The following is an 18,943-nucleotide window of genomic DNA, read 5'->3' as shown; positions in this document are numbered from 1 at the left end:
GGGCCACATCGACATGCGAAATTGGTGCCGCCTCGATCCGGAAAGGCCGGCGATGACGATGGAAGATCAAATGAAGGGCCCCCTGAAGCACCGCACATTGTCGGCTGCGATCGTCGACCAGCTCCGGCAGGCCATTCTCGACGGCACCTATCCGGCCGGCTCCCAGCTTCGGCAGGATGCGCTCGGCGACACCTACGGCGTCAGCCGCATCCCGGTGCGCGAGGCGTTGTTTCAGCTCGAGGCCGAAGGGCTGGTGCGCATCGTCCCGCAAAAGGGCGCGATCGTTTCCGAACTGTCGCTGGACGAAATCAACGACGTGTTCGACCTCCGCCGGATCATGGAGCCGCGGCTTCTGGCGCAATCGGCGCCGCATTTTGTCGAGAAGGACTTTGCCGGGCTTGACGACATCCAGGCGCGCTTCGAGAAGGCGATCAAGGCGCGCAACGTCAGTGAATGGGGGCAGCTCAATGCCGACTTCCACATGGCGCTGTATGTCCACGCGCGGCGGCCGCGCACCAAGGCGATCGTGGTGGCGCTATTGCAGACCAGCGACCGCTACACCCGCCTGCAGCTGTCCAACACCAAGGCGATGGGAACGGCCGAACAGGAGCACGCCCATCTGATCGCGCTATGCCGGGCCAAAGAGATCGACGAGGCCTGCCGGTTTCTCGAGCAGCATATCGAGGCGGTCAGGACGGATCTGCTGCGCGTTGTCAGCGGAGGTTCAATCGAACTTCGCGCGTGATCTGTAGGTAGACTTGTAGGATGGGTGGAGCGCAGCGAAACCCATCAACAGCATCAACGACGCGGCTAATAATGGGTTTCGCTTCGCTCTACCCATCCTACGGAAGCCTCATCTTCCCCCGTCCGGGCCCATCACCAGATCCGGCAGCCAGGTCGAAATGCCCGGGAAGAAGCATAGCAGCAGCACCGCCAGCATCATCAGCAGCACGAACGGCAGCGTGCCCCAGATCACCTCGCTGAGCGGAATGTCGGGCGCGACGTTGCGGATGACGAAGATGTTCAGCCCGACCGGCGGGTGGATCAGCCCCATCTCCATCACGATGGTCATGACCACGCCGAACCAGATGATGTCGAAATTGGCGGCGCGCAGCGGCGGCAGGATGATCGGTGCCGTCATCAGGATGATCGACACCGGCGGCAGGAAGAAGCCGAGCACCACCACCATCACAAGGATCGCGACCAACAGCTCCCAGCGCGGCAGGTGCATGGCGACGATGGATTCCGCCGCCGACTGCGAGATGTGCAGGTAGCTCATCACATAGGAATAGAGCAGCGACATGCCGATGATCATCATCAGCATGGTGGATTCGCGGATGGTGGATTTGAGGATCGGCGACAGATCGCTCGGCCGCCACACGCTATAGATCACCGCGATCAGCATGAGCGCCAGCAGGCCGCCGAGGCCTGCGGTCTCCGACGGCGTTGCGTAACCGCCATAGAGCGCGATCATCACGCCGGTGAGCAGCAGCACGAACGGGATCACCCGCGGCAGCATGGTGAAGCGCTCGGCCATCGTGAATTCGTCGCGGTGCAGGATCGCCGCTTCCGTTCCGGTCTTTTCGTAGAGCGCGTGGGCCGCCGCATACTCCTTACGGAAGCGCAGCACGGCATAAACGCCGAACAGCGTCACTAGCAGCAGTCCGGGGCCGATGCCGGCAAGAAACAGTCGCCCGAGCGACTTCTCCGCGGCGACGGCGAACAGGATCATGGTGATCGACGGCGGCAGCAGGATGCCGAGCGTGCCGCCGGCGGCGATGATCCCGGCGGCAAAGCCGCCGGAATAGCCGCGCTTGCGCATCTCGGGAATGCCGGCCGAGCCGATCGCCGAGCAGGTCGCGGGCGAGGAGCCCGCCATGGCCGCGAACAGCGCGCAGGCGAACACGTTGGCGACGCCGAGACCGCCGGGCACGCGGTGCAGCCAGGCATGCAGGGCCGAATAGAGATCCTGGCCGGCGCGGGATTTGCCGATCGCCGCGCCCTTGAGGATGAACAGCGGAATCGACAACAGCGTGATCGAGGCCATCTCCTCGTAGACGTTCTGCGTCACGGTATCGAGGGAGGCGGTCGGCATGTAGATCGCCATGAAGACGACGGCGACGGCGCCCAAAGCAAAAGCAATGGGCATTCCGGAAAACATCGCAAACAGGGTGGCTACGCCGTAACTGATACCAATTCCAAGAACACTCATAGAAGAACGCTCATCGCCGTGAAGCACCAACAAAGGGAATAATGATCTGCAACAGAATCTGCACGCAGAGCAGCGTCATGCCTGCGGCCATCAGCACATACGGGATCGCCAGCGGCGGCGACCACATCGAGTTCGACACCTGGCCGTCGACATAGGCCTCATGGGCCAGTGTCCAGGATTTCCAGGCGAAGAAGGCGCAGAACAGCAGGCTCGCGACATCGACCAGCCACAGCCGGATGCGGTTGGCGAGCGGCGACATCAGGCCGACAAAGGCCTCGATGCCGATATGGCCGCGCTCGCCCTGCACATAGGCCGCGGTCATGAAGGTGGCGCCGACGAGCAGAAACACCGCCGCTTCATCTTGCCAGTAGTTGGCGCTGTGAAAGAGCGCGCGCCCGAGCACGCTGTAACTGAGGATCACGCAGGCCGCGATCAGCGCCAGCGCCGCAAAGACCACGATGACGCTGTTGCAGAGCTTGAGCGCCCCGCCGAGCGCCGCCACGAGCGGATTGCCCGTGGCGACCTCGGAATGGTCTTGCTGATCCGGAAGCGGACCATGCATCATGCGGCAACGTCGCTGGCAAGCTTGAGCAGGTTGGCGGACGTCGCCGTCTTGGCGCTGTAGTCCTTCCACGCGGTATCGCGCGCGATGTCGCGCCACTTGCCGACGGTCGCCACGTCGAGCTTGCTGACCTTGGCGCCGGCCTTCTCATAGACCTTGGCGACCTCGATGTCGTCGTCCTGCGCGCCCTTGCGGCCGAACGCTTCGAGCTCGCTGCCGACCGAAAGGATGATGTCCTGGTGGTTCTTCGGCAGCTTGTCGAAGATCGCCTTCGACATCATCAAGGGCTCCAGCATGAACCAGTAGGAGGCACCGGCGCCCGAGGTTAGGCACTTCGCGACCTCTTCGAGGCGGAACGAGATCAGGCTGGTGGAGGAGGTGATGCCGGCATCGCAGGCGCCGGTCTGCATCGCGGCGTAGATTTCGTTCGACGGCACCGACAGCACCGCGGCGCCCGCGGTCTGCAGCACCATGTCCATTTCCTTCGAGCCGCCGCGGACCTTCAGTCCCTTAGCGTCTTCGGGCGCGACGATCGGCTTGGAGCGGCTGGCGACGCCGCCGGCCTGCCAGACCCAGGTCAGGAGGATGATGCCCTTGTCGGCGAGGAAGTCGGTCAGCGCCTTGCCGACCGGCTCCTTCTTCCAGCGCAAGCCCTGATCGTAGGTGGCGACCAGGCCCGGCATCAGGCCGATATTGGTCTCCGGCAGCTCACCGCCGGCATAGGGCATCGGGTACAGGCTGATGTCGAGCGCGCCTTTGCGCATAGCCGAGAATTGGGCGTTGGTCTTGATCAGCGAGGAGTTCGGATAGACTTCGGCTGCGATTTCGCCGCCGGAGCGCTTGGCGACTTCGGCCGCAAACATGCGGCAAAGCCGGTCGCGGAAGTCGCCCTTGTCGATCGTGCCGCCCGGGAACTGGTGCGAGATCTTCAGCGTGGTGGCGGCATGGGCCGTTCCGGTACCGAAACGAAGGATGGCCGGTGCGGCCATCGCGGATGCGATGAGATGACGGCGTGTCAGCATGGTTCTTCCCCTGCAAAATTGGTTCTTGGGTCGGCGATCGTGACCGGCTTGAGCCCATGATAGCCGGTCTTCGACCAAGGTGGCTCTAGTCTGATAGTTCCACGCGGTGTGATAGGTCGAGGCGGTGCACGACGGCAAGCCCTGATCGTAGCCCCCGACCAAAGCCCCATACGGTTGCGCCGCTCGCCCCGGGAACAGCCGTTCGCAGAAGACTCCGTCAATAATGCGTCCAACCTCGGGCGCTTGCGGCGCGAAGGCGCCATGAATTTGCCCGCTTCAACTAACCGTGACCAAGGAAGAACTTTGGGGGCCGGCGTAACAAACCCCCTCGCAGCCTCGTCCCTGGGAAGCGGCAGACGTCGCATCTTCTAGAAACCAACCCCAAAGGACGCCCCCATGACCACAACGACCCGTATCAGCCTCGGCCTGTCTGCCGCGCTCGTTTCGATCAGCCTTGCGTTTGCGCCCGCCGCCTTTGCTCAGGACAAAATGGGCAAGGACGACGGTATGAAGAAAGAAACCATGTCCAAAGATGCGATGAAGAAAGATGACGGCATGATGAAGAAGGATGGCATGAAGCACGATGGCATGATGAAAGATGGCATGAAAAAAGACGACGGCATGAAGAAGAACTAAAGCCGCGCCGTCATTCCGGGATGGTCCGAAGGACCAGACCTCAGATGCGCAATTGCGCATCGGGAATCCCGAGATTCCGGGTCTGGTGCTAACGCACCATCCCGGAATGACCGAGTCCAGGCAGGCGTGCCTGCATCGATCGCGTGTCGTGCCTACCTCTTCTTGCCTTTGCTCTTGCGGGCTGCGTAGCGGGCGTCGCGCTTGGCCTTCTGCTCGGCTTCCAGCGCGGCCTGCCGGGCGGCCTCTTCTTCCTTCTCGCGCGCAATCCTGGCGGCTTCGGCCGCTGCGGCCTCGGCCTCACGGCGCTTTTGCTCCGCCTTTTCGGCTTCCTTGGCCTCTTTCGCCTTGACGCGCGCGGCCGCGATGGCCTCGCGCTCGGCCTGGCGGCGCTTCACCTCGGGATCGTCAGCTCCCGGCTGGGCGCGAAACTTGTTCAGAATGTTCTGCCGCGCCTGCATCGCAGCCTTCTGACGGTCCGCGAAACCCGGTTCCTTGAATCCACTCATATTGAAGAGGCCTTGTCGCTTTCACTCTTGGGGTTGGGCGCGCCACGGGCGCGGGATGCGCCTAGGTAAGGGAAGCCGGGACAAAACGCCAGCGTCGAAAGTGGGCCGGCAGAGCAGGGGAGGCTTGCGTGAAAAGCAAATGGCCCAAAGTGATCCTTGATCAGGGGATTACATCAGACGGGCTGGTCTACGGACCACGGCGACCCCAGTCCCCGGGGCTAGAAGTTTTCGCGCCGCCCGCCGGGGCCGAGAACGCGTGCCACGGTCATTGCCGTCATCGCGACCTGATCCGCCATCCGCTGCGCCTCCAGCCTCTCGCGGGCATTTTCCTTGATGATGATCTCGATCAGCTCGAGCCGCTTGGTCTCGTCGACCGCTTTCGCCAGCAATTGCTTGTAGCGCTGGTAGTCGTAGATCGCTTCCTGGTTGCCTGTTTCTTGCTTGTCCATCGCACGCCCCGCACACGCGCTTGCCCTGATTCGTCAATCTCGATCAAGGGTTGCATGCGCGCAACGGATTTACGCGAGTTATACAAATTTCCGCGCTTCGTCCGGCCTCGCGCACAAGCCCGTGTAGTGTGAAGCCGTTCACAGGGAGCGTGAGGGCTGGCTCCTATCTTTCTGCCAGTCGAAACAGGAGCGACCCGCCATGCCCCCTAATTGGTGGACCCGCAAGAGTCTCATTCTCGCCGCTGCCGTGATCGTGCTGGCCTGCGCTTTCGGTCTTGCCGCATTCGGCCTGTCCGCGCCGGAGCCGGTCGCAAGCGCGGCACTTGGTCCGGACTGGCAGTGCAGCCGGTTGATATTCGTCTTCACGAGCTGCAGCCGGATCAAGCACAGCCAGTCCACGGCCGTCCGGCTTGCCAAAATCCCGGTGTGCGGACGGCTGCGGACGTAATAGGATCGGCCCCGGAAAAACGGAGCTGGCCAGAATTGGAGTTTGCAATGCGAGGATTGTCCTGTGTCATGGTGGCGGCGTCGGCAGCGGCTCTCGTGTTCCTGCCGACGTGTGTCGCGCTGGCGCAGGGCGCACCGGGAGGCGAACCCGCCACAGCGGCGACGCCATCTACCACCGCGCCGGAAGCTTCCGCTCCTGAAAAGGGGAAGGTGGCGCCAAAGAAAAAGAAGCCGGCCAGGATGACCCGGCAGCAGGAGATCGACCGTTCGATCGAACGTGGAACGGTGCCCGCGCGCTACCGGAACTCGGTGCCGAAAGAGTATCATCAGTATATTCCGTTCGATAGGCGATAGAACGCGACACTCGTGGTGGCGCGGCGATCGGCGCACACAAGTGTCGCGTTGTCGTCGCATTTGGCCTTTCGATGCAGATCAATTTGTCGCACATGATGCGCGCACGCGCTGTCACCGTACTCGTACGGATTGGCTGTGCGAGCCAGGCGCATCTATAACAGCGGCGCTTGCAGCGGGGGGCAGGGCGTTCGTTCATCACAACGGGCGCTACCACTGGAGGCCACGAGGCCCGGACTCCTAGGCACTCCGGGCCTCGTCTACTCTCCATCGCAGCGGCGAGCGGCTTCGCTGCTCGCACCGTTTCATCGGCACATCGCGTCGGAACAGCAACATCCGCAAGCGGATGGATGCGCGCGGCCAATCAAAGCGAGCCGAGAAATTGCCAGATGATCAGCAGCACCACGATCACGAGCATCACATAGATAAGCTTGCGGGCGATCCGCGTCATTGCCCCGTCCCCTGTGTCCTCGCACGGTTGAGCGAGATGCTGGCACTTGCCTGATCGGGCATCAATCCAATCATCGGGGGACCCTTGAACCGACGGTTGAGCCGGGTTCGAGATTCACCTTAAGTGCGCCTTTTGCTCCCATAACTGAATTTCGGTGCTAAGGGGTTCTTCATGTGGAACGGTCGGAAAAAAGCGGCAATCGGATTGAGCGCGCTGCTCGCCTTTATCCTGCTCGAGCTGATGGCGGTCGTCGGCGGGGTTGCCGTATTCCTGGGCGTCGTCCTGGACGTGGATTTGCCGTTCTTCGCGCTCTCTGAGGACTAGAGCCCGCTCCCCGGCCGCCATTTAACCCAGCAGGCGGTAAATGATGCCGGTCGACGCGCCGGCCAGGCAAAATGCCAGCGTCATGCAGACCAGCGTCTCGTCGCGATCGAATTCAGGTGGCGGGCTCAATGGACCCTCGCGCTAGCCGTTTTCCCAAGGATTGGAAAACGCAGCGGAGCGCTCAGTTCCAGATATCGGGGGATTCCGGTGCCTTTTTGCACCGTTTTGGTTCCATAGCCCTTGGGCATTGCCTCCCAGCATCGAGCTCGTTGATAAAAATCCTTATGATTCAATGGCTTTTTAAAGCCTCTTTAAACCATAAATGAGTTCCTGTTAGGGCCGCACCGCCGCGCGGCCCGAATAGCCGGGCGCCGACCCTTCACCTACCCCAGGGAGACGAGCGCTCGGCTATTGTGGGCAACCCCGGGGCTGGGACCGGAGCCGCCGCGGATTGCCGCGGATCTGAATAGCCGTAACCAATGCGACCTCGTGCATCAGCTCGACCCGACAATCCGGCGTTTGCCGTGAGACTTTGCCTTGCGCGATGGATCGGACTATCTGGCCGCTCAGCGCCAGTTCAGGCCGACACAGAATGTTGTTCTCGGCGCTAACGACGCGTCCGATGCTGGCGGCCACAGCGGTGCCATTTAAGCGGCAACTGGAAGTTGGTTCCTGCGACTCATGCGCGGCGTTCTCGAAATTAGGTCACGACAGAGATTCCACTGAATGCCTAGGTGCGATGCACGCCGAACCTTGGTGTTAGCGTGACGATGTTACGTCGGCATTGCGCCACATTGGAACCCAAGCATCGATTCTGCGGCGAGTGTGTGCGGCAAGCCGAGCGTTGCGGCTGCGATTAGGGAACCGTCAACGAAGAGGCGATTAGTCTCTGCCCGTCGCGCAGCCTCGCACCTCACATCAATCAATAGTTGTGTGAGAAAGGAAGGAAATTTTGATGCACGCTCAGGTCGATTCCGTTATGGTTGCGTTGTTGGAAGCACGCCAACCGGTCGGAACTTTTTCGGCCCGAAAGAGGTTCAGAATCGGCCTTATTCTGCTCATGTTTGGTGCCCAACGATAACCACTGTCGAATCATGATTGGGGACGGTCGTGAACCGTAATAACTTCAAATCTATGTCCACGGATGAGTTGTGGGCACTCCACGAAGAGGTAGCTGCGAGGCTTGCAACTGCGCTGCTCGCGGAGAAGCGTCTGCTCGAAGATCGCTTGAAGCAACTCAAAGGCGGCATCGAAGCCGAGCGCACGAAATCAGCGAGCGGGCGGCGTCCATATCCAACGGTCGTTCCGAAATTCCGCAATCCCGATCGGCCGTCGGAAACCTGGGCAGGACGAGGCAAGACGCCGCGCTGGCTCGCTGCGAAGTTGAAATCCGGCAAGCGGATCGATGACTTCCGAATCAGGGAAGTTGCGTAGGCGCAGGCTTTCGATGGGGCTGCGCTGCAGCCTCCGCGAGTTGGTGACCTGAGCGCCGCGTCGTCGGAGTTCTGCAGGCCGCCTACATCCTTCGTGACGCCGATCCGTTCAGATGCTGGCGTCACGGTGTCCCTTCAGCTTGCTCTGCTTTGGCTTGCCGCGGCGCAAGCGCTGACGCTCGGTATCAAGCACTTCCTCAATATTCGCCTCGAGCGCTCTGACGATTCCCATCCACGCGAACAGCATCGGTCCACGATCTTCAGCGGCGTCGATCAGCATCTGGATGGCAAGCCGCCATTCCTGACGCTCGCGTTCGGGTGGGGGAAGGCTCCTGATGTAGTCGGCGGCATGGCGCAGGGTTTGCGCCGGCGGTCCCTTTGGGAGCGGGACAGGCTGAGCGAACGGACGATCCCAGGACATGGTCGAACTCCCGTCACCACTTTCCAAGGAGCCGCGCAAGCGCGATCGCGGATCCCGCCCGGCATTGGGTGGTGTTCGGGGAACCGGGCCAAGGAGATTCGACGCGGAATCCCGTCGTTAGTTCCATTCTCTCGAAGCTGTTTGGCGCGCCGTGGCGCTGGGCGGTTTCCAGAAGTTCCCAAGCGTATGCGCGACGCCGGTGGATCAGCTTTGAAACGCCACGCCGATGAAATCGCCTTGCCGCCAGACCACGCGGCACTCCCGCACGGTGTGAAATTTGTCGAAGGTCAATTCGAAATTCAGCGGCAGCAGGTTGAGGCTCTGGAGTTCGATCCCGGCGCCCGAATTGGTGATGTCCTGAACGCGGCAAGTGAGGACGCCGCGCTGCGCATCAAAGAACAGCAGCGCGTTTTTCGAAATCATCGTCCTCGCAACGGATCGGCGTTCGAATTCCATCTCCGGTACCAACGTTCAGGCCTGTCTCGGCAAAGACAGGCTATCGAATTGCGCGCAGGCAGCAACGAGGTTCGATCTTCTTCGTAAACAATCAATTTTAATGATCTCGGAAAGCTTCCCATTCCGGGAACCCAACCCGCCACCAAAGGCTCGATAGTTGCGGCTTAACCACAGCTTCACGGGTTTCGCTCGCGGAACCCACAATCGAGCTTGATGCATCGAGCGAAGCAGTGACCTCTCTATGACGTAGAGGGGAATCGGATGAATTTACGTTGGCTGTGTGTGTTGGCGCTGTGTGTGGGGACACCAGGCGCCGGATTTGCGGGTGAGTCGTCTGGTGTCTTGCGCCGGATCTCTTGCCCTGTCGTGCGCTACTACGTCGCAAAATACAGTGCGCCCGCCGCCGAGCATTGGGCTCGATCGAAGGGCGCGAGCGATGCCGAGATCGAGGCCGCTCGCCGCTGCCTGACGTCGGACGGGACGCGAACGGCGAAGGCGCCGCAGCGTCCGTTGGCGCTCGGCACCTACGGCTGGTGAGCGGCGCCGCTGGCTTCGTTTCAATACCGGTCGTACGACCGTTGACGCTGGCGCCTGGACTTCGGTCCGCCGTAGTAGGGATTGACCACGCACTGCGCCGGGCGTCCCGATGCCGACATCTGACATTGCGCCATCGTCCGATAGGCGCACTCGAAGTAATAGTCTGCGATGCCGCCCTGGTAGATCTGCAGGCAAACCGGGTAGGCCGGATCGTAGGTTTGGGCGCGCGCCGGGGCCGCCAGGGTGATCGTGGCAGCCGTCAAGGCAATTGCCGTTGCAACGGCATGGGGCAGCTTCATCCTGATGTCTCCAATGCTTTCCGCTTATCGGTCCGGGGCGGAAACAGCGATACTAGCAGCTTGTTCCAGCAAGCGCCCCGCTTGATCTCCGCCCTTCAGACTTCCCAGTCCTCAAAGCCATATTCCCGATAGATGACGGCGCGGTCGGCATGGGGGTTCAGCCGGCACTTGGCCTGGGCAAGATGCAGGTTGATGGTCCCGGGCTGACAATTGGCCGCCAGCAGTTTCCTGATGTCATCCATCTGCTGGCGCGATTGCTGGGTCGGCTCAAGCGCCTCGAGCGCGACGAGCGCGGTCGCCAGCGCTTCCGTGACGACCCATTCGTCGTGGCCGGTAATTCCCTTTCTTGGCATGACGACCGCATCCTTTGTCAGGGCAACGGAAGCAATTCCCGGCCGGCATCATAGGCCCAGAATCCCAACCCTGACGAGAATGAAGTCGAAATTGCGGACGGGGTGGAGCCGCACTGGCGATCCAGGTGGCAACCAACTTCCATCTCGGAGGGCATTCGATGACCGATCGGAGGGCAGGGGGACCGATCAATGGGCTGCTTTTGACTCGAGTTTTGCATGCCATCATCCCGGCAATTTGATCAGTCGTTAAACTGCTACGCCTTGGGTCGGAGCTCGCCGGCGCGCACATGATACGTATGAGCTTAGCAGCGGAGCCGAACGATGCGTTCTTTCTTGGCCCTAGGCCTTTTGCTTGCCCTCGGTACGTCTGCCAACGCCGCAAAGGCCCGTCACGCCAAACCGCGCGTTGACCATTTCCGCCCGGCTCAACCTGTTGCCGTCCCCAAGGGCATCACGGTCCCCGGCTGGACTGCCGAACAGACGCAAAACTGGCTGAATAGTTACGGCTACGGAACGGACTGACGCGTCGGGTCATCACACCACGAACAGGCGGAAACTGCAGCAAACCCTGATTTCGCCGGTACTTTTGGTGGCGATCCCGGCAGGATTCGAACCTGCAACCCGCGGAGTAGAAATCCGCTACTCTATCCAGTTGAGCTACGGGACCGTCCGGGCGGTATGCCGGCTGGCAATCGCCCTGTTGTTCGCTCTGACGTTCAGCTTTGCCTTGTCTAGCATTGCCAATATGAAAAATCCGCTTTCCCGCCAAGACGGTCGAACCGATTTCCTCAAGGTTGCGACAAAGCCAGACGGCGGGCCATAGCCTTTGCGCCTGCCCATAACATATGCCTGCAACACATGCCTGCCTGCCGGCACTCCGCCGGTCGGGGCGGGCGGGACCTTTCGGACTGCCAAAGCCATGCATGCGACCTTTTCGCAAGCCGATAATACCGCCATCAGTCCGTCACCTTTTCGCGCCTTTTTTGATCGTTACGCGGCTGATGTCCGCGGCAAGGAGCCCATCATGATCGGTTTGGTCCGCGCCACAGTGATTTGCGCCACGCTGGCGCTCGGCCTGACGGCGGCAGGGGCCGCCGACAAGGCGTTCAAGCGCGACGAGCTGGCCGATTCGGCCGTCAAGCTGGAGGCCCAGATCAAGAGCGAGGCGGGGCCGGTGGCAAAATCCTCCGCGACGCTGCGGAGCGACGCCGACGCCGCCTTCAAGCGCTCCGATTTCCGGGTTGGCCTGCAGGTTCTCGGCCAGATCGCCGCCACCACGCCTGAAGACAGCGCAAATTGGCTAAAACTCGCCAGGACGATCTTCCAGATCCGCGCCGCCAGCTCCAGCGAGCAGACCTTCCTGTACGAGCGCGCCGCGACCGCCGCCTATATCGCCTATCAGCGCGCCGGCAACCAGGCCGAGGAGGCCGACGCGCTGGCGGTGCTGGGCCGGGCGATGTCCGAGCGCAAGCTGTGGCGTCCGGCGCTGGATGCGCTTCGCATGTCGCTCGACATGCGCGAGGTCGCCGAGGTCCGCGGCCAGTACGAGAAGATGCGCGACCAGCACGGCTTCCGGCTGCTCGATTATACCGTCGATTCCGACGGCGCCTCGCCGCGCGCCTGTTTCCAGTTCTCCGAAGACCTCGCCAAGCGGGTCGATTTTGCGCCCTTCGTGGCGCTGGCCGGCACCGACAAGCCGGCGCTGACCAGCGAAGGCAAGCAGCTCTGCGTCGACGGGCTGAAGCATGGCGAGCGCTACAACATCAATCTGCGCGCCGGTCTGCCGTCCACGGTGAAGGAGACCCTGCCGAAGTCGGCCGAGTTCAACATCTATGTCCGCGACCGCAAGCCATTTGTGCGCTTTACCGGCCGCGCCTATGTGCTGCCGCGCACGGGCCAGCGCGGCATTCCGCTGGTCAGCGTCAACACGCCTGCGGTGAACGTCAACGTTTTCCGGATCGGCGACCGCAATCTGATCAACACGGTGGTCGACAGCGATTTTCAGAAGACGCTCTCTAGCTACCAGCTCTCCAGCCTTGGCGACGAACGCGGCGTAAAAGTCTGGTCCGGCGAGCTTGCGACCGCTTCGACGTTGAACCAGGATATCGTGACGGCTTTCCCCGTGGACCAGGCGCTCGGCGATCTGCAGCCCGGCGTCTATGTGATGACGGCGGCGGCCAAGGGCCCCGGCAGCGGCGACGATGACGGCTCGCTGGCAACGCAATGGTTCATCGTCTCCGACATGGGTCTGACAGCGTTTTCCGGCAATGACGGCATCCACGTCTTCGTCAATTCGCTAGCCTCGACCGACGCCGTCGCGAAGGCCGAAGTGCGGCTGGTCGCGCGCAACAACGAGATCCTCGCCACCCGCAAGACCGACGATGCCGGCCACGTGCTGTTCGAGGCGGGCCTGGCGCGCGGCGAGGGCGGACTGTCGCCGGCGCTGCTGACCGTCATGAGCGACAAGGCCGACTACGCCTTCCTCAGCCTGAAGACCAACGCCTTCGACCTGACCGACCGCGGCGTTTCCGGGCGGGTGGTGCCTCCGGGCGCCGATGCCTTCGTCTACGCCGAACGCGGCGTCTACCGCTCGAACGAGACGGTCTACCTGACCGCGCTGCTGCGCGACGGGCAGGGCAATGCCATGGCCGGCGGACCGCTGACGCTGGTGATCGAACGGCCGGACGGCGTCGAATTCCGCCGCGCCGTGCTGCCGGATCAAGGCGCCGGTGGCCGTTCCATGGCCGTGCCGCTCAATTCGGCGGTCCCAACCGGGACCTGGCGGGTGCGCGCCTTTACCGACCCCAAGGGCTCGTCGGTCGGCGAGACCACCTTCATGGTCGAGGACTACATCCCTGAACGGATCGAGTTCGATATCTCGGCCAAGGATAAGATGATCAAGGCCGAGGGGCCGGTCGAGCTGAAGGTCGCCGGCAAGTTCCTCTATGGCGCGCCGGCCTCGGGCCTGCAGCTCGAAGGCGACATGCTGGTTGCCCCCGCGGCCTCCGGGCGGCCGGGCTATCCCGGCTACCAGTTTGGCGTGGCGGACGAGGAGACTTCCTCGAACGAGCGCACGCCGATCGAGAACCTGCCTGAGGCCGACGCCAACGGCGTGGCGACCTTCCCGGTCTCGCTCGCCAAGGCGCCGACGTCGACCCGTCCGCAGGAAGCGCAGATCTTCATCCGCATGGTGGAGACCGGTGGCCGTGCGGTCGAGCGCAAGCTGGTGCTTCCGGTGGCGCCGACGGCGGCGCTGATCGGCATCAAGCCGCTGTTCGGCGACAAGAGCGTTGCCGAGGGCGACAAGGCCGAGTTCGACGTCGTGTTCGTCAGTCCCGACGGCAAGCAGCTGGCGCGCGATGGCCTGCGTTACGAGTTCCTGAAGATGGAGTCGCGCTACCAATGGTATCGCCAGAACTCGTCCTGGGAATATGAGCCGGTCAAGTCGACCAAGCGCGTCGCCGACGGCGACCTGACGCTAACATCAGACAAGGCGGCCCGTGTCTCGGTTTCGCCGGAGCCCGGCCGCTATCGCCTCGACGTCAAATCGAATGATGCGGACGGCCCGATCACCTCGATGCAGTTCGACGTCGGCTGGTATTCCGACGGCAGCGCCGACACACCGGACCTTCTGGAAACCTCGGTCGACAAGCCGGAATATGCCTCGGGTGACACGATGGTGGTGTCGGTCAATGCCCGTACCGCCGGCAAGCTGACGGTGAATGTGCTCGGCGACCGCCTGCTGACGACGCAGACCGTCGACGTCAAGGAAGGCACCCAGCAGGTCAAGCTCACCGTCGGCAAGGACTGGGGCACCGGCGCCTATGTGCTGGCGACGCTGCGCCGGCCGCTGGATGCGGCGGCACTCCGGATGCCCGGCCGCGCGATCGGCTTAAAGTGGTTCGGCATCGACAAGAAGACCCGCACGCTGCAGGTTGCGCTGTCGCCGCCGCCCTTGGTGCGGCCCGGCACCAACCTCAAGATCCCGGTCAAGCTCGGCGGGCTCAATCCCGGCGAGGACGCCAAGATCGTGGTCGCTGCGGTCGACGTCGGCATTCTCAATTTGACCAACTACAAGCCGCCGGCGCCGGATGATTACTATCTCGGCCAGCGCCGCCTGACGGCAGAGGTCCGCGACCTCTATGGTCAGTTGATCGACGGCATGCAGGGCACCCGCGGCCAGATCAGGACAGGCGGTGACTCTGCCGGCGCCGAGCTGCAGGGCTCGCCGCCCACGCAAAAGCCGCTGGCGCTCTATTCCGGCATCGTCACGGTCGGCGCCGACGGCACTGCCGAGGTCAGCTTTGACATTCCGGAGTTCGCTGGTACCGCGCGCGTCATGGCAGTGGCGTGGACGGCGAGCAAGCTCGGCCGCGCCACCATCGACGTCACCGTGCGCGATCCCGTGGTGCTGACGGCAACGCTGCCACGCTTCCTGCTGAGCGGCGACAAGGGCACGATGAGCTTTGATCTCGACAATGTCGAGGGCGCGCCCGGCGACTACAGCATCAGCGTGAAGACCTCGGGCCCGATAAAGGTGACGGGCAACCCGACCACCACGGTGAAGCTCGCGGCGAAGCAGCGGACCTCGATGTCGCTGGCGCTCGATGCCGGTGGCGCCGGCACCGCCAATCTCGACGTCGACATCAAGGGTCCGAATGGGCTGACCCTGGCGCGGCACTATGCGCTCGACGTCAAGGCGGCGACGCAGGTGCTGGCGCGGCGTTCGATCCGGACACTGGCCAAGGGCGAAAGCCTGACGCTGAGCCCGGACATGTTCTCCGACCTGGTGTCGGGCACCGGCAGCGTGTCGCTCTCGGTCGGCCTCTCCACCGCGCTCGATGCGGCGACCATTTTGAAGGCGCTGGATCGCTATCCGCATGGCTGCTCCGAGCAGATCACCAGCCGCGCGATGCCGCTACTCTATGTCAACGATCTCGCGGCCGGCGCGCATCTGGCGATGGATACCGCCGTCGATCAGCGCATCAAGGATGCGATCGAACGCCTGCTGGCACGGCAGGGCTCGAACGGCTCGTTCGGCCTGTGGTCGGCCGGCGGCGACGACGCCTGGCTCGACGCCTACGTCACCGACTTCCTGACCCGCGCCCGCGAGAAGGGTTTTGCGGTGCCGGACGTGCTGTTCAAGAACGCGCTCGACCGTATCAGGAACTCGGTGGTCAACGCCAATGAGCCGGAAAAGGACGGCGGCCGCGATCTGGCCTACGGCCTCTACGTGCTCGCCCGCAACGGCGCCGCCCCGATAGGCGACCTGCGCTATCTCGCCGACACCAAGCTGAACAACTTGGCGACGCCGATCGCAAAGTCGCAGCTTGCGGCGGCGCTGGCGTTGGTCGGCGACCGGACGCGGGCGGAGCGAGTCTATACGGCGGCAGTTGAAGCGCTGGCGCCAAAACCCGTGTTCGAGTTCGGCCGCGTCGATTACGGCTCGCAGCTGCGCGATGCGGCGGCGCTGGTCTCGCTCGCCAGCGAAGGCAACGCGCCGCGGGCGACGCTGACGCAGGCCGTCGCACGGGTCGAAGCGGCGCGGGGGCTCACGCCTTACACCTCGACGCAGGAGAATGCGTGGATGGTGCTGGCGGCGCGGGCACTGTCGAAGGAGGCATTGTCGCTCGACATCGATGGATCGCCAGCCAAGGCCGCGGTCTATCGCAGCTACAAGGCCGAGGCGGTGGCCGGCAAGCCGGTGAAGATCACCAACACCGGTGATGCGCCGCTGCAGGCGGTGGTCTCGGTCTCGGGCTCGCCTGTTACCCCGGAGCCGGCGGCGTCCAACGGCTTCAAGATCGAGCGAAGCTACCTCACGCTCGACGGCAAGCCGGCCGATGTCACCAAGGCCAAGCAGAATGATCGCTTCGCCGTCGTGTTGAAGATCACCGAGGCCAAGCCGGAATACGGGCACATCATGGTGGCCGACTATCTGCCGGCCGGCCTCGAGATCGACAACCCGCGCCTGGTATCGTCGGGTGACTCGGGTACGCTCGACTGGATCGAAGACGGCGAGGAGCCGGAGCATACCGAGTTCCGCGACGACCGCTTCACCGCAGCGATCGACCGTGCCAGCGACGACCAGTCGGTGTTCACGGTCGCCTATATCGTGCGCGCGGTTTCGCCCGGCAAATACGTGCTGCCGCAGGCCTATGTCGAGGACATGTACAACCCCTCGCGCTATGGCCGCACCGGCACCGGCTCGGTTGAGGTTCGTCCGGCGAAATGAGCGACGATCTGCGCCAGCAACAGTCATCGTCATGCCCGGGCAAAAGCGCGAAGCGCGTCTTCGCGCAGATGTCCCGGGCATCCACATCCTTTGCCGCGGCGCAGGAAGACGTGGATGCCCGGGCCAAGCCCGGGCATGACGGCGGTGGGGGTGGCCGTCGCCGCTTTTTCCGGATCGCGGTGTCTCTCGCCTTCGTCCTCATCGTCCTCACCACCGCCTTCGCCGGGTGGGTCTTCTCGTTCGGCCCGTTGCCGCTGGAGCAGGCGCGCAAGGTGTCGACCACGATCGTCGACCGCAACGGCAAGCTACTGCGCGCCTATGCGATGGCGGACGGCCGCTGGCGGCTCCCGGTCGATGCGAAGACCGCGGTCGATCCCACCTATCTCAAGCTGCTGCTGGCCTATGAGGATCGCCGCTTCTGGTCGCATGGCGGCGTCGATCCGGTAGCGCTCGGGCGCGCCGCCCTGCAGTTCGCCACGAGCGGCCATATCGTGTCCGGCGGCTCGACGATTACGATGCAATTGGCGCGGCTGCTGGAGCCGCGCCGCGAGCGTTCGGTCTATGCAAAACTCCGCCAGATGGTGCGTGCGGTTCAGCTCGAGCAGCAGCTCAGCAAGGACGAAATTCTCGATCTCTATCTGATGCTGGCGCCGTTCGGCGGTAACCTTGAAGGCATTCGTGCCGCCTCGATCGCCTATTTCGGCAAGGAGCCGAAGCGGCTGTCGCTTGCGGAAGCGGCGCTGCTGGTCGCGCTGCCGCAATCGCCGGAGCGCCGCCGGCTCGACCGCCATCCGGAAGCCGCTCACGCCGCGCGCGATCGCGTGCTGGCGCGCATGGTCGAGGATGGCGTGGTGTCGAAAGAAGACGCGGCGCAGGCCACGGTGGCCGCCGTGCCGCGGCTGCGCAAGCCGATGCCGATCCTCGCGCCGCATTCCTCCGATGCCGCGATGGCGACGATGAAAGACAGGCCACTCATCAAGCTGACGCTGGATTCGAGCTTGCAGAAGACGCTGGAAGGGCTGGCGCGCGACCGCGCGCTGGCGCAGGGCCCTGACATTTCGGTCGCAATCATCGCCCTCGACAATGAAAGCGGCGACGTGCTGGCCCGCGTCGGATCGGCGGATTACTTCGACGAACGCCGAGCCGGGCAGGTCGACATGACCCGCGCGGTGCGCTCGCCGGGGTCGACGCTAAAGCCGTTCATCTATGGCCTCGCCTTCGAAGACGGCTTTATCCATCCGGAAAGCCTGATCGACGACCGGCCCATTCGTTTCGGCTCCTACGCGCCGGAAAATTTCGACATGACGTTCCAGGGTACGGTGCCGGTGCGCAAAGCGCTGCAGCTTTCGTTGAATGTGCCCGCAATTGCGCTGCTCGACCGCGTCGGCTCCAGCCGGCTGTCATCGCGCCTGAAGCAGGCCGGTGGCAACCTTGTCCTGCCGAAGGATGAAGCGCCGGGCCTTGCGATGGGCCTCGGCGGCGTCGGTGTCACCTTGCAGGACCTGGCGCAGCTCTATGCCGGGCTGGCGCGGCTCGGCGCGGCGAAGCCGCTGCGCGAGGTCATGCTCGCCACGGACGACCGCGAGCCGCTGCGGCTGATGGATCAGGCCGCGGCCTGGCAGGTCGGCAACGTGCTGCTCGGCACGCCGCCGCCGGAGAACGGCGTGCACAACAGAATCGCGTTCAAGACCGGCACCAGTTACGGCTATCGCGACGCATGGTCGGTCGGCTTTGACGGCCGCATCACCATCGGCGTGTGGGTTGGCCGTCCCGACGGCGCGCCGGTGCCGGGCCTCGTCGGCCGCACCGCCGCCGCGCCGATCCTGTTCGACGCCTTTGCGCGAACCGGAAAAATCCCGGCGGCGCTGCCGAAGGCGCCGAAGGGCACCCTCATTGCCAGCAACGCAAAGCTGCCGCTGCCGCTCAGGCGTTTCCGCCCCGTCGGCGAATTGATCCGCACCGGCAGCGATCAGATGCCGCGCATCCAGTTTCCGCTCAACGGCTCGCGGATCGATGTCGACCGTTCAGCCGGCGGGCAGGGTGCACCCATGCCGGTCAAGGTCGCCGGCGGCGTGCTGCCACTGACCATCATGATGAATGGCACCTCGGTCGGCGAGATCGACAGCCGCCGCCAGCGCCTGGTCGATCCGCCCGGACCCGGCTTTGCCCGCCTGACCGTGATCGACGCAACCGGCGCGGCCGATACCGTGGTGATCCGGGTACAGTGAGGAAAAACCCTCTGTTGCCCA

General features: G+C 63.6%; 18 protein-coding genes and 1 tRNA gene. 9 read left to right on the top strand and 10 right to left on the bottom strand.

Going from position 1 to position 18,943, the window contains the following annotated elements:
• The first annotated feature begins 70 nt into the window (after positions 1-70).
• Positions 71-745: a GntR family transcriptional regulator gene (locus QA643_RS20935; RefSeq protein WP_283027801.1), complete on the top strand. Its 675-nt coding sequence runs from the start codon at positions 71-73 to the stop codon at positions 743-745.
• Between the two features lie 108 nt (positions 746-853).
• Here QA643_RS20935 and QA643_RS20930 read toward each other — a convergent pair whose 3' ends face one another.
• Genes QA643_RS20930 through dctP form a run of 3 tightly spaced genes read right to left on the bottom strand, consistent with a single transcriptional unit; the run spans position 854 to position 3,796 of the window.
• Entirely contained in the window at positions 854-2,212 is a 1,359-nt protein-coding gene (locus QA643_RS20930) for a TRAP transporter large permease (protein ID WP_283027800.1), read from the bottom strand.
• A 10-nt stretch (positions 2,213-2,222) separates the two neighbouring features.
• Positions 2,223-2,777: a TRAP transporter small permease gene (locus QA643_RS20925; RefSeq protein WP_283027799.1), complete on the bottom strand. Its 555-nt coding sequence runs from the start codon at positions 2,775-2,777 to the stop codon at positions 2,223-2,225.
• Positions 2,774-3,796 (bottom strand): TRAP transporter substrate-binding protein DctP, encoded by a 1,023-nt coding sequence (gene dctP / locus QA643_RS20920; RefSeq protein WP_283027798.1) that lies wholly within the window; start codon positions 3,794-3,796, stop codon positions 2,774-2,776. Before dctP ends, QA643_RS20925 begins: the two co-directional genes overlap by 4 nt.
• A gap of 396 nt (positions 3,797-4,192) precedes the next feature.
• On the opposite strand from dctP, the gene QA643_RS20915 reads away from it, so the two are divergent.
• On the top strand, positions 4,193-4,432 hold the full coding sequence (locus QA643_RS20915; RefSeq protein WP_283027797.1) for a pentapeptide MXKDX repeat protein: 240 nt from the start codon (positions 4,193-4,195) through the stop codon (positions 4,430-4,432).
• A gap of 152 nt (positions 4,433-4,584) precedes the next feature.
• Here QA643_RS20915 and QA643_RS20910 read toward each other — a convergent pair whose 3' ends face one another.
• Together QA643_RS20910 and QA643_RS20905 are read right to left on the bottom strand one after the other, a co-directional pair.
• Entirely contained in the window at positions 4,585-4,938 is a 354-nt protein-coding gene (locus QA643_RS20910; RefSeq protein ID WP_283027796.1) for a DUF6481 family protein, read from the bottom strand.
• 218 nt (positions 4,939-5,156) lie between these two features.
• Positions 5,157-5,387: a hypothetical protein gene (locus QA643_RS20905; protein ID WP_283027795.1), complete on the bottom strand. Its 231-nt coding sequence runs from the start codon at positions 5,385-5,387 to the stop codon at positions 5,157-5,159.
• A gap of 199 nt (positions 5,388-5,586) precedes the next feature.
• On the opposite strand from QA643_RS20905, the gene QA643_RS20900 reads away from it, so the two are divergent.
• From QA643_RS20900 to QA643_RS20885, 4 genes are all read left to right on the top strand, one after another.
• On the top strand, positions 5,587-5,835 hold the full coding sequence (locus tag QA643_RS20900) for a hypothetical protein (RefSeq protein ID WP_283027794.1): 249 nt from the start codon (positions 5,587-5,589) through the stop codon (positions 5,833-5,835).
• Positions 5,836-5,882: 47 nt separating this feature from the next.
• Positions 5,883-6,188 carry a hypothetical protein gene (locus tag QA643_RS20895; RefSeq protein ID WP_283027793.1) on the top strand — a complete coding sequence of 102 codons (306 nt, stop codon included), beginning with the start codon at positions 5,883-5,885 and terminating at the stop codon, positions 6,186-6,188.
• 619 nt (positions 6,189-6,807) lie between these two features.
• Positions 6,808-6,960 carry a hypothetical protein gene (locus QA643_RS20890; protein ID WP_283027792.1) on the top strand — a complete coding sequence of 51 codons (153 nt, stop codon included), beginning with the start codon at positions 6,808-6,810 and terminating at the stop codon, positions 6,958-6,960.
• Positions 6,961-8,070: 1,110 nt separating this feature from the next.
• Positions 8,071-8,394: an H-NS histone family protein gene (locus QA643_RS20885; protein WP_283027791.1), complete on the top strand. Its 324-nt coding sequence runs from the start codon at positions 8,071-8,073 to the stop codon at positions 8,392-8,394.
• Between the two features lie 108 nt (positions 8,395-8,502).
• Here QA643_RS20885 and QA643_RS20880 read toward each other — a convergent pair whose 3' ends face one another.
• On the bottom strand, positions 8,503-8,814 hold the full coding sequence (locus QA643_RS20880; RefSeq protein WP_283027790.1) for a hypothetical protein: 312 nt from the start codon (positions 8,812-8,814) through the stop codon (positions 8,503-8,505).
• Between the two features lie 204 nt (positions 8,815-9,018).
• Positions 9,019-9,237, bottom strand: coding sequence for a PilZ domain-containing protein (locus QA643_RS20875; protein ID WP_283027789.1), 219 nt, complete (start codon positions 9,235-9,237; stop codon positions 9,019-9,021).
• Between the two features lie 294 nt (positions 9,238-9,531).
• On the opposite strand from QA643_RS20875, the gene QA643_RS20870 reads away from it, so the two are divergent.
• Complete coding sequence (locus QA643_RS20870; RefSeq protein WP_283027788.1) at positions 9,532-9,807, top strand: hypothetical protein; 276 nt, start codon at positions 9,532-9,534, stop codon at positions 9,805-9,807.
• A gap of 20 nt (positions 9,808-9,827) precedes the next feature.
• On the opposite strand, the gene QA643_RS20865 is transcribed toward QA643_RS20870, so the two are convergent.
• The 3 genes from QA643_RS20865 to QA643_RS20855 form a co-directional block, all read right to left on the bottom strand.
• Positions 9,828-10,106, bottom strand: coding sequence for a DUF3551 domain-containing protein (locus QA643_RS20865; RefSeq protein WP_283027787.1), 279 nt, complete (start codon positions 10,104-10,106; stop codon positions 9,828-9,830).
• Positions 10,107-10,201: 95 nt separating this feature from the next.
• On the bottom strand, positions 10,202-10,459 hold the full coding sequence (locus QA643_RS20860) for a hypothetical protein (protein WP_283027786.1): 258 nt from the start codon (positions 10,457-10,459) through the stop codon (positions 10,202-10,204).
• A 590-nt stretch (positions 10,460-11,049) separates the two neighbouring features.
• Positions 11,050-11,126, bottom strand: a tRNA-Arg gene (locus QA643_RS20855).
• Positions 11,127-11,483: 357 nt separating this feature from the next.
• On the opposite strand from QA643_RS20855, the gene QA643_RS20850 reads away from it, so the two are divergent.
• Together QA643_RS20850 and pbpC are read left to right on the top strand one after the other, a co-directional pair.
• Positions 11,484-16,694: an alpha-2-macroglobulin gene (locus QA643_RS20850; RefSeq protein ID WP_283027785.1), complete on the top strand. Its 5,211-nt coding sequence runs from the start codon at positions 11,484-11,486 to the stop codon at positions 16,692-16,694.
• A gap of 68 nt (positions 16,695-16,762) precedes the next feature.
• On the top strand, positions 16,763-18,922 hold the full coding sequence (gene pbpC, locus QA643_RS20845) for a penicillin-binding protein 1C (RefSeq protein ID WP_283027784.1): 2,160 nt from the start codon (positions 16,763-16,765) through the stop codon (positions 18,920-18,922).
• Positions 18,923-18,943: the final 21 nt, after the last annotated feature.

The organism is Bradyrhizobium sp. CB3481 (genome assembly GCF_029714305.1).
In the GTDB taxonomy this organism is placed as follows: domain Bacteria; phylum Pseudomonadota; class Alphaproteobacteria; order Rhizobiales; family Xanthobacteraceae; genus Bradyrhizobium.
The sequence above is the reverse complement of the archived record's forward strand: the minus strand, read 5'-3'. Positions and strand labels throughout refer to the sequence as shown.

Bases quoted from the DNA above. Each gene is read 5' to 3' on its own strand.
- QA643_RS20880 (WP_283027790.1), bottom strand. From the start codon at position 8,814: ATGTCCTGGGATCGTCCGTTCGCTCAGCCTGTCCCGCTCCCAAAGGGA.
- QA643_RS20865 (WP_283027787.1), bottom strand. From the start codon at position 10,106: ATGAAGCTGCCCCATGCCGTTGCAACGGCAATTGCCTTGACGGCTGCC.
- QA643_RS20925 (WP_283027799.1), bottom strand. From the start codon at position 2,777: ATGATGCATGGTCCGCTTCCGGATCAGCAAGACCATTCCGAGGTCGCC.
- QA643_RS20905 (WP_283027795.1), bottom strand. From the start codon at position 5,387: ATGGACAAGCAAGAAACAGGCAACCAGGAAGCGATCTACGACTACCAG.
- QA643_RS20900 (WP_283027794.1), top strand. From the start codon at position 5,587: ATGCCCCCTAATTGGTGGACCCGCAAGAGTCTCATTCTCGCCGCTGCC.
- QA643_RS20890 (WP_283027792.1), top strand. From the start codon at position 6,808: ATGTGGAACGGTCGGAAAAAAGCGGCAATCGGATTGAGCGCGCTGCTC.
- QA643_RS20915 (WP_283027797.1), top strand. From the start codon at position 4,193: ATGACCACAACGACCCGTATCAGCCTCGGCCTGTCTGCCGCGCTCGTT.
- pbpC (WP_283027784.1), top strand. From the start codon at position 16,763: ATGTCCCGGGCATCCACATCCTTTGCCGCGGCGCAGGAAGACGTGGAT.
- QA643_RS20870 (WP_283027788.1), top strand. From the start codon at position 9,532: ATGAATTTACGTTGGCTGTGTGTGTTGGCGCTGTGTGTGGGGACACCA.
- QA643_RS20910 (WP_283027796.1), bottom strand. From the start codon at position 4,938: ATGAGTGGATTCAAGGAACCGGGTTTCGCGGACCGTCAGAAGGCTGCG.
- QA643_RS20935 (WP_283027801.1), top strand. From the start codon at position 71: ATGAAGGGCCCCCTGAAGCACCGCACATTGTCGGCTGCGATCGTCGAC.
- QA643_RS20860 (WP_283027786.1), bottom strand. From the start codon at position 10,459: ATGCCAAGAAAGGGAATTACCGGCCACGACGAATGGGTCGTCACGGAA.
- QA643_RS20930 (WP_283027800.1), bottom strand. From the start codon at position 2,212: ATGAGTGTTCTTGGAATTGGTATCAGTTACGGCGTAGCCACCCTGTTT.
- QA643_RS20895 (WP_283027793.1), top strand. From the start codon at position 5,883: ATGCGAGGATTGTCCTGTGTCATGGTGGCGGCGTCGGCAGCGGCTCTC.
- QA643_RS20875 (WP_283027789.1), bottom strand. From the start codon at position 9,237: ATGATTTCGAAAAACGCGCTGCTGTTCTTTGATGCGCAGCGCGGCGTC.
- dctP (WP_283027798.1), bottom strand. From the start codon at position 3,796: ATGCTGACACGCCGTCATCTCATCGCATCCGCGATGGCCGCACCGGCC.
- QA643_RS20850 (WP_283027785.1), top strand. From the start codon at position 11,484: ATGATCGGTTTGGTCCGCGCCACAGTGATTTGCGCCACGCTGGCGCTC.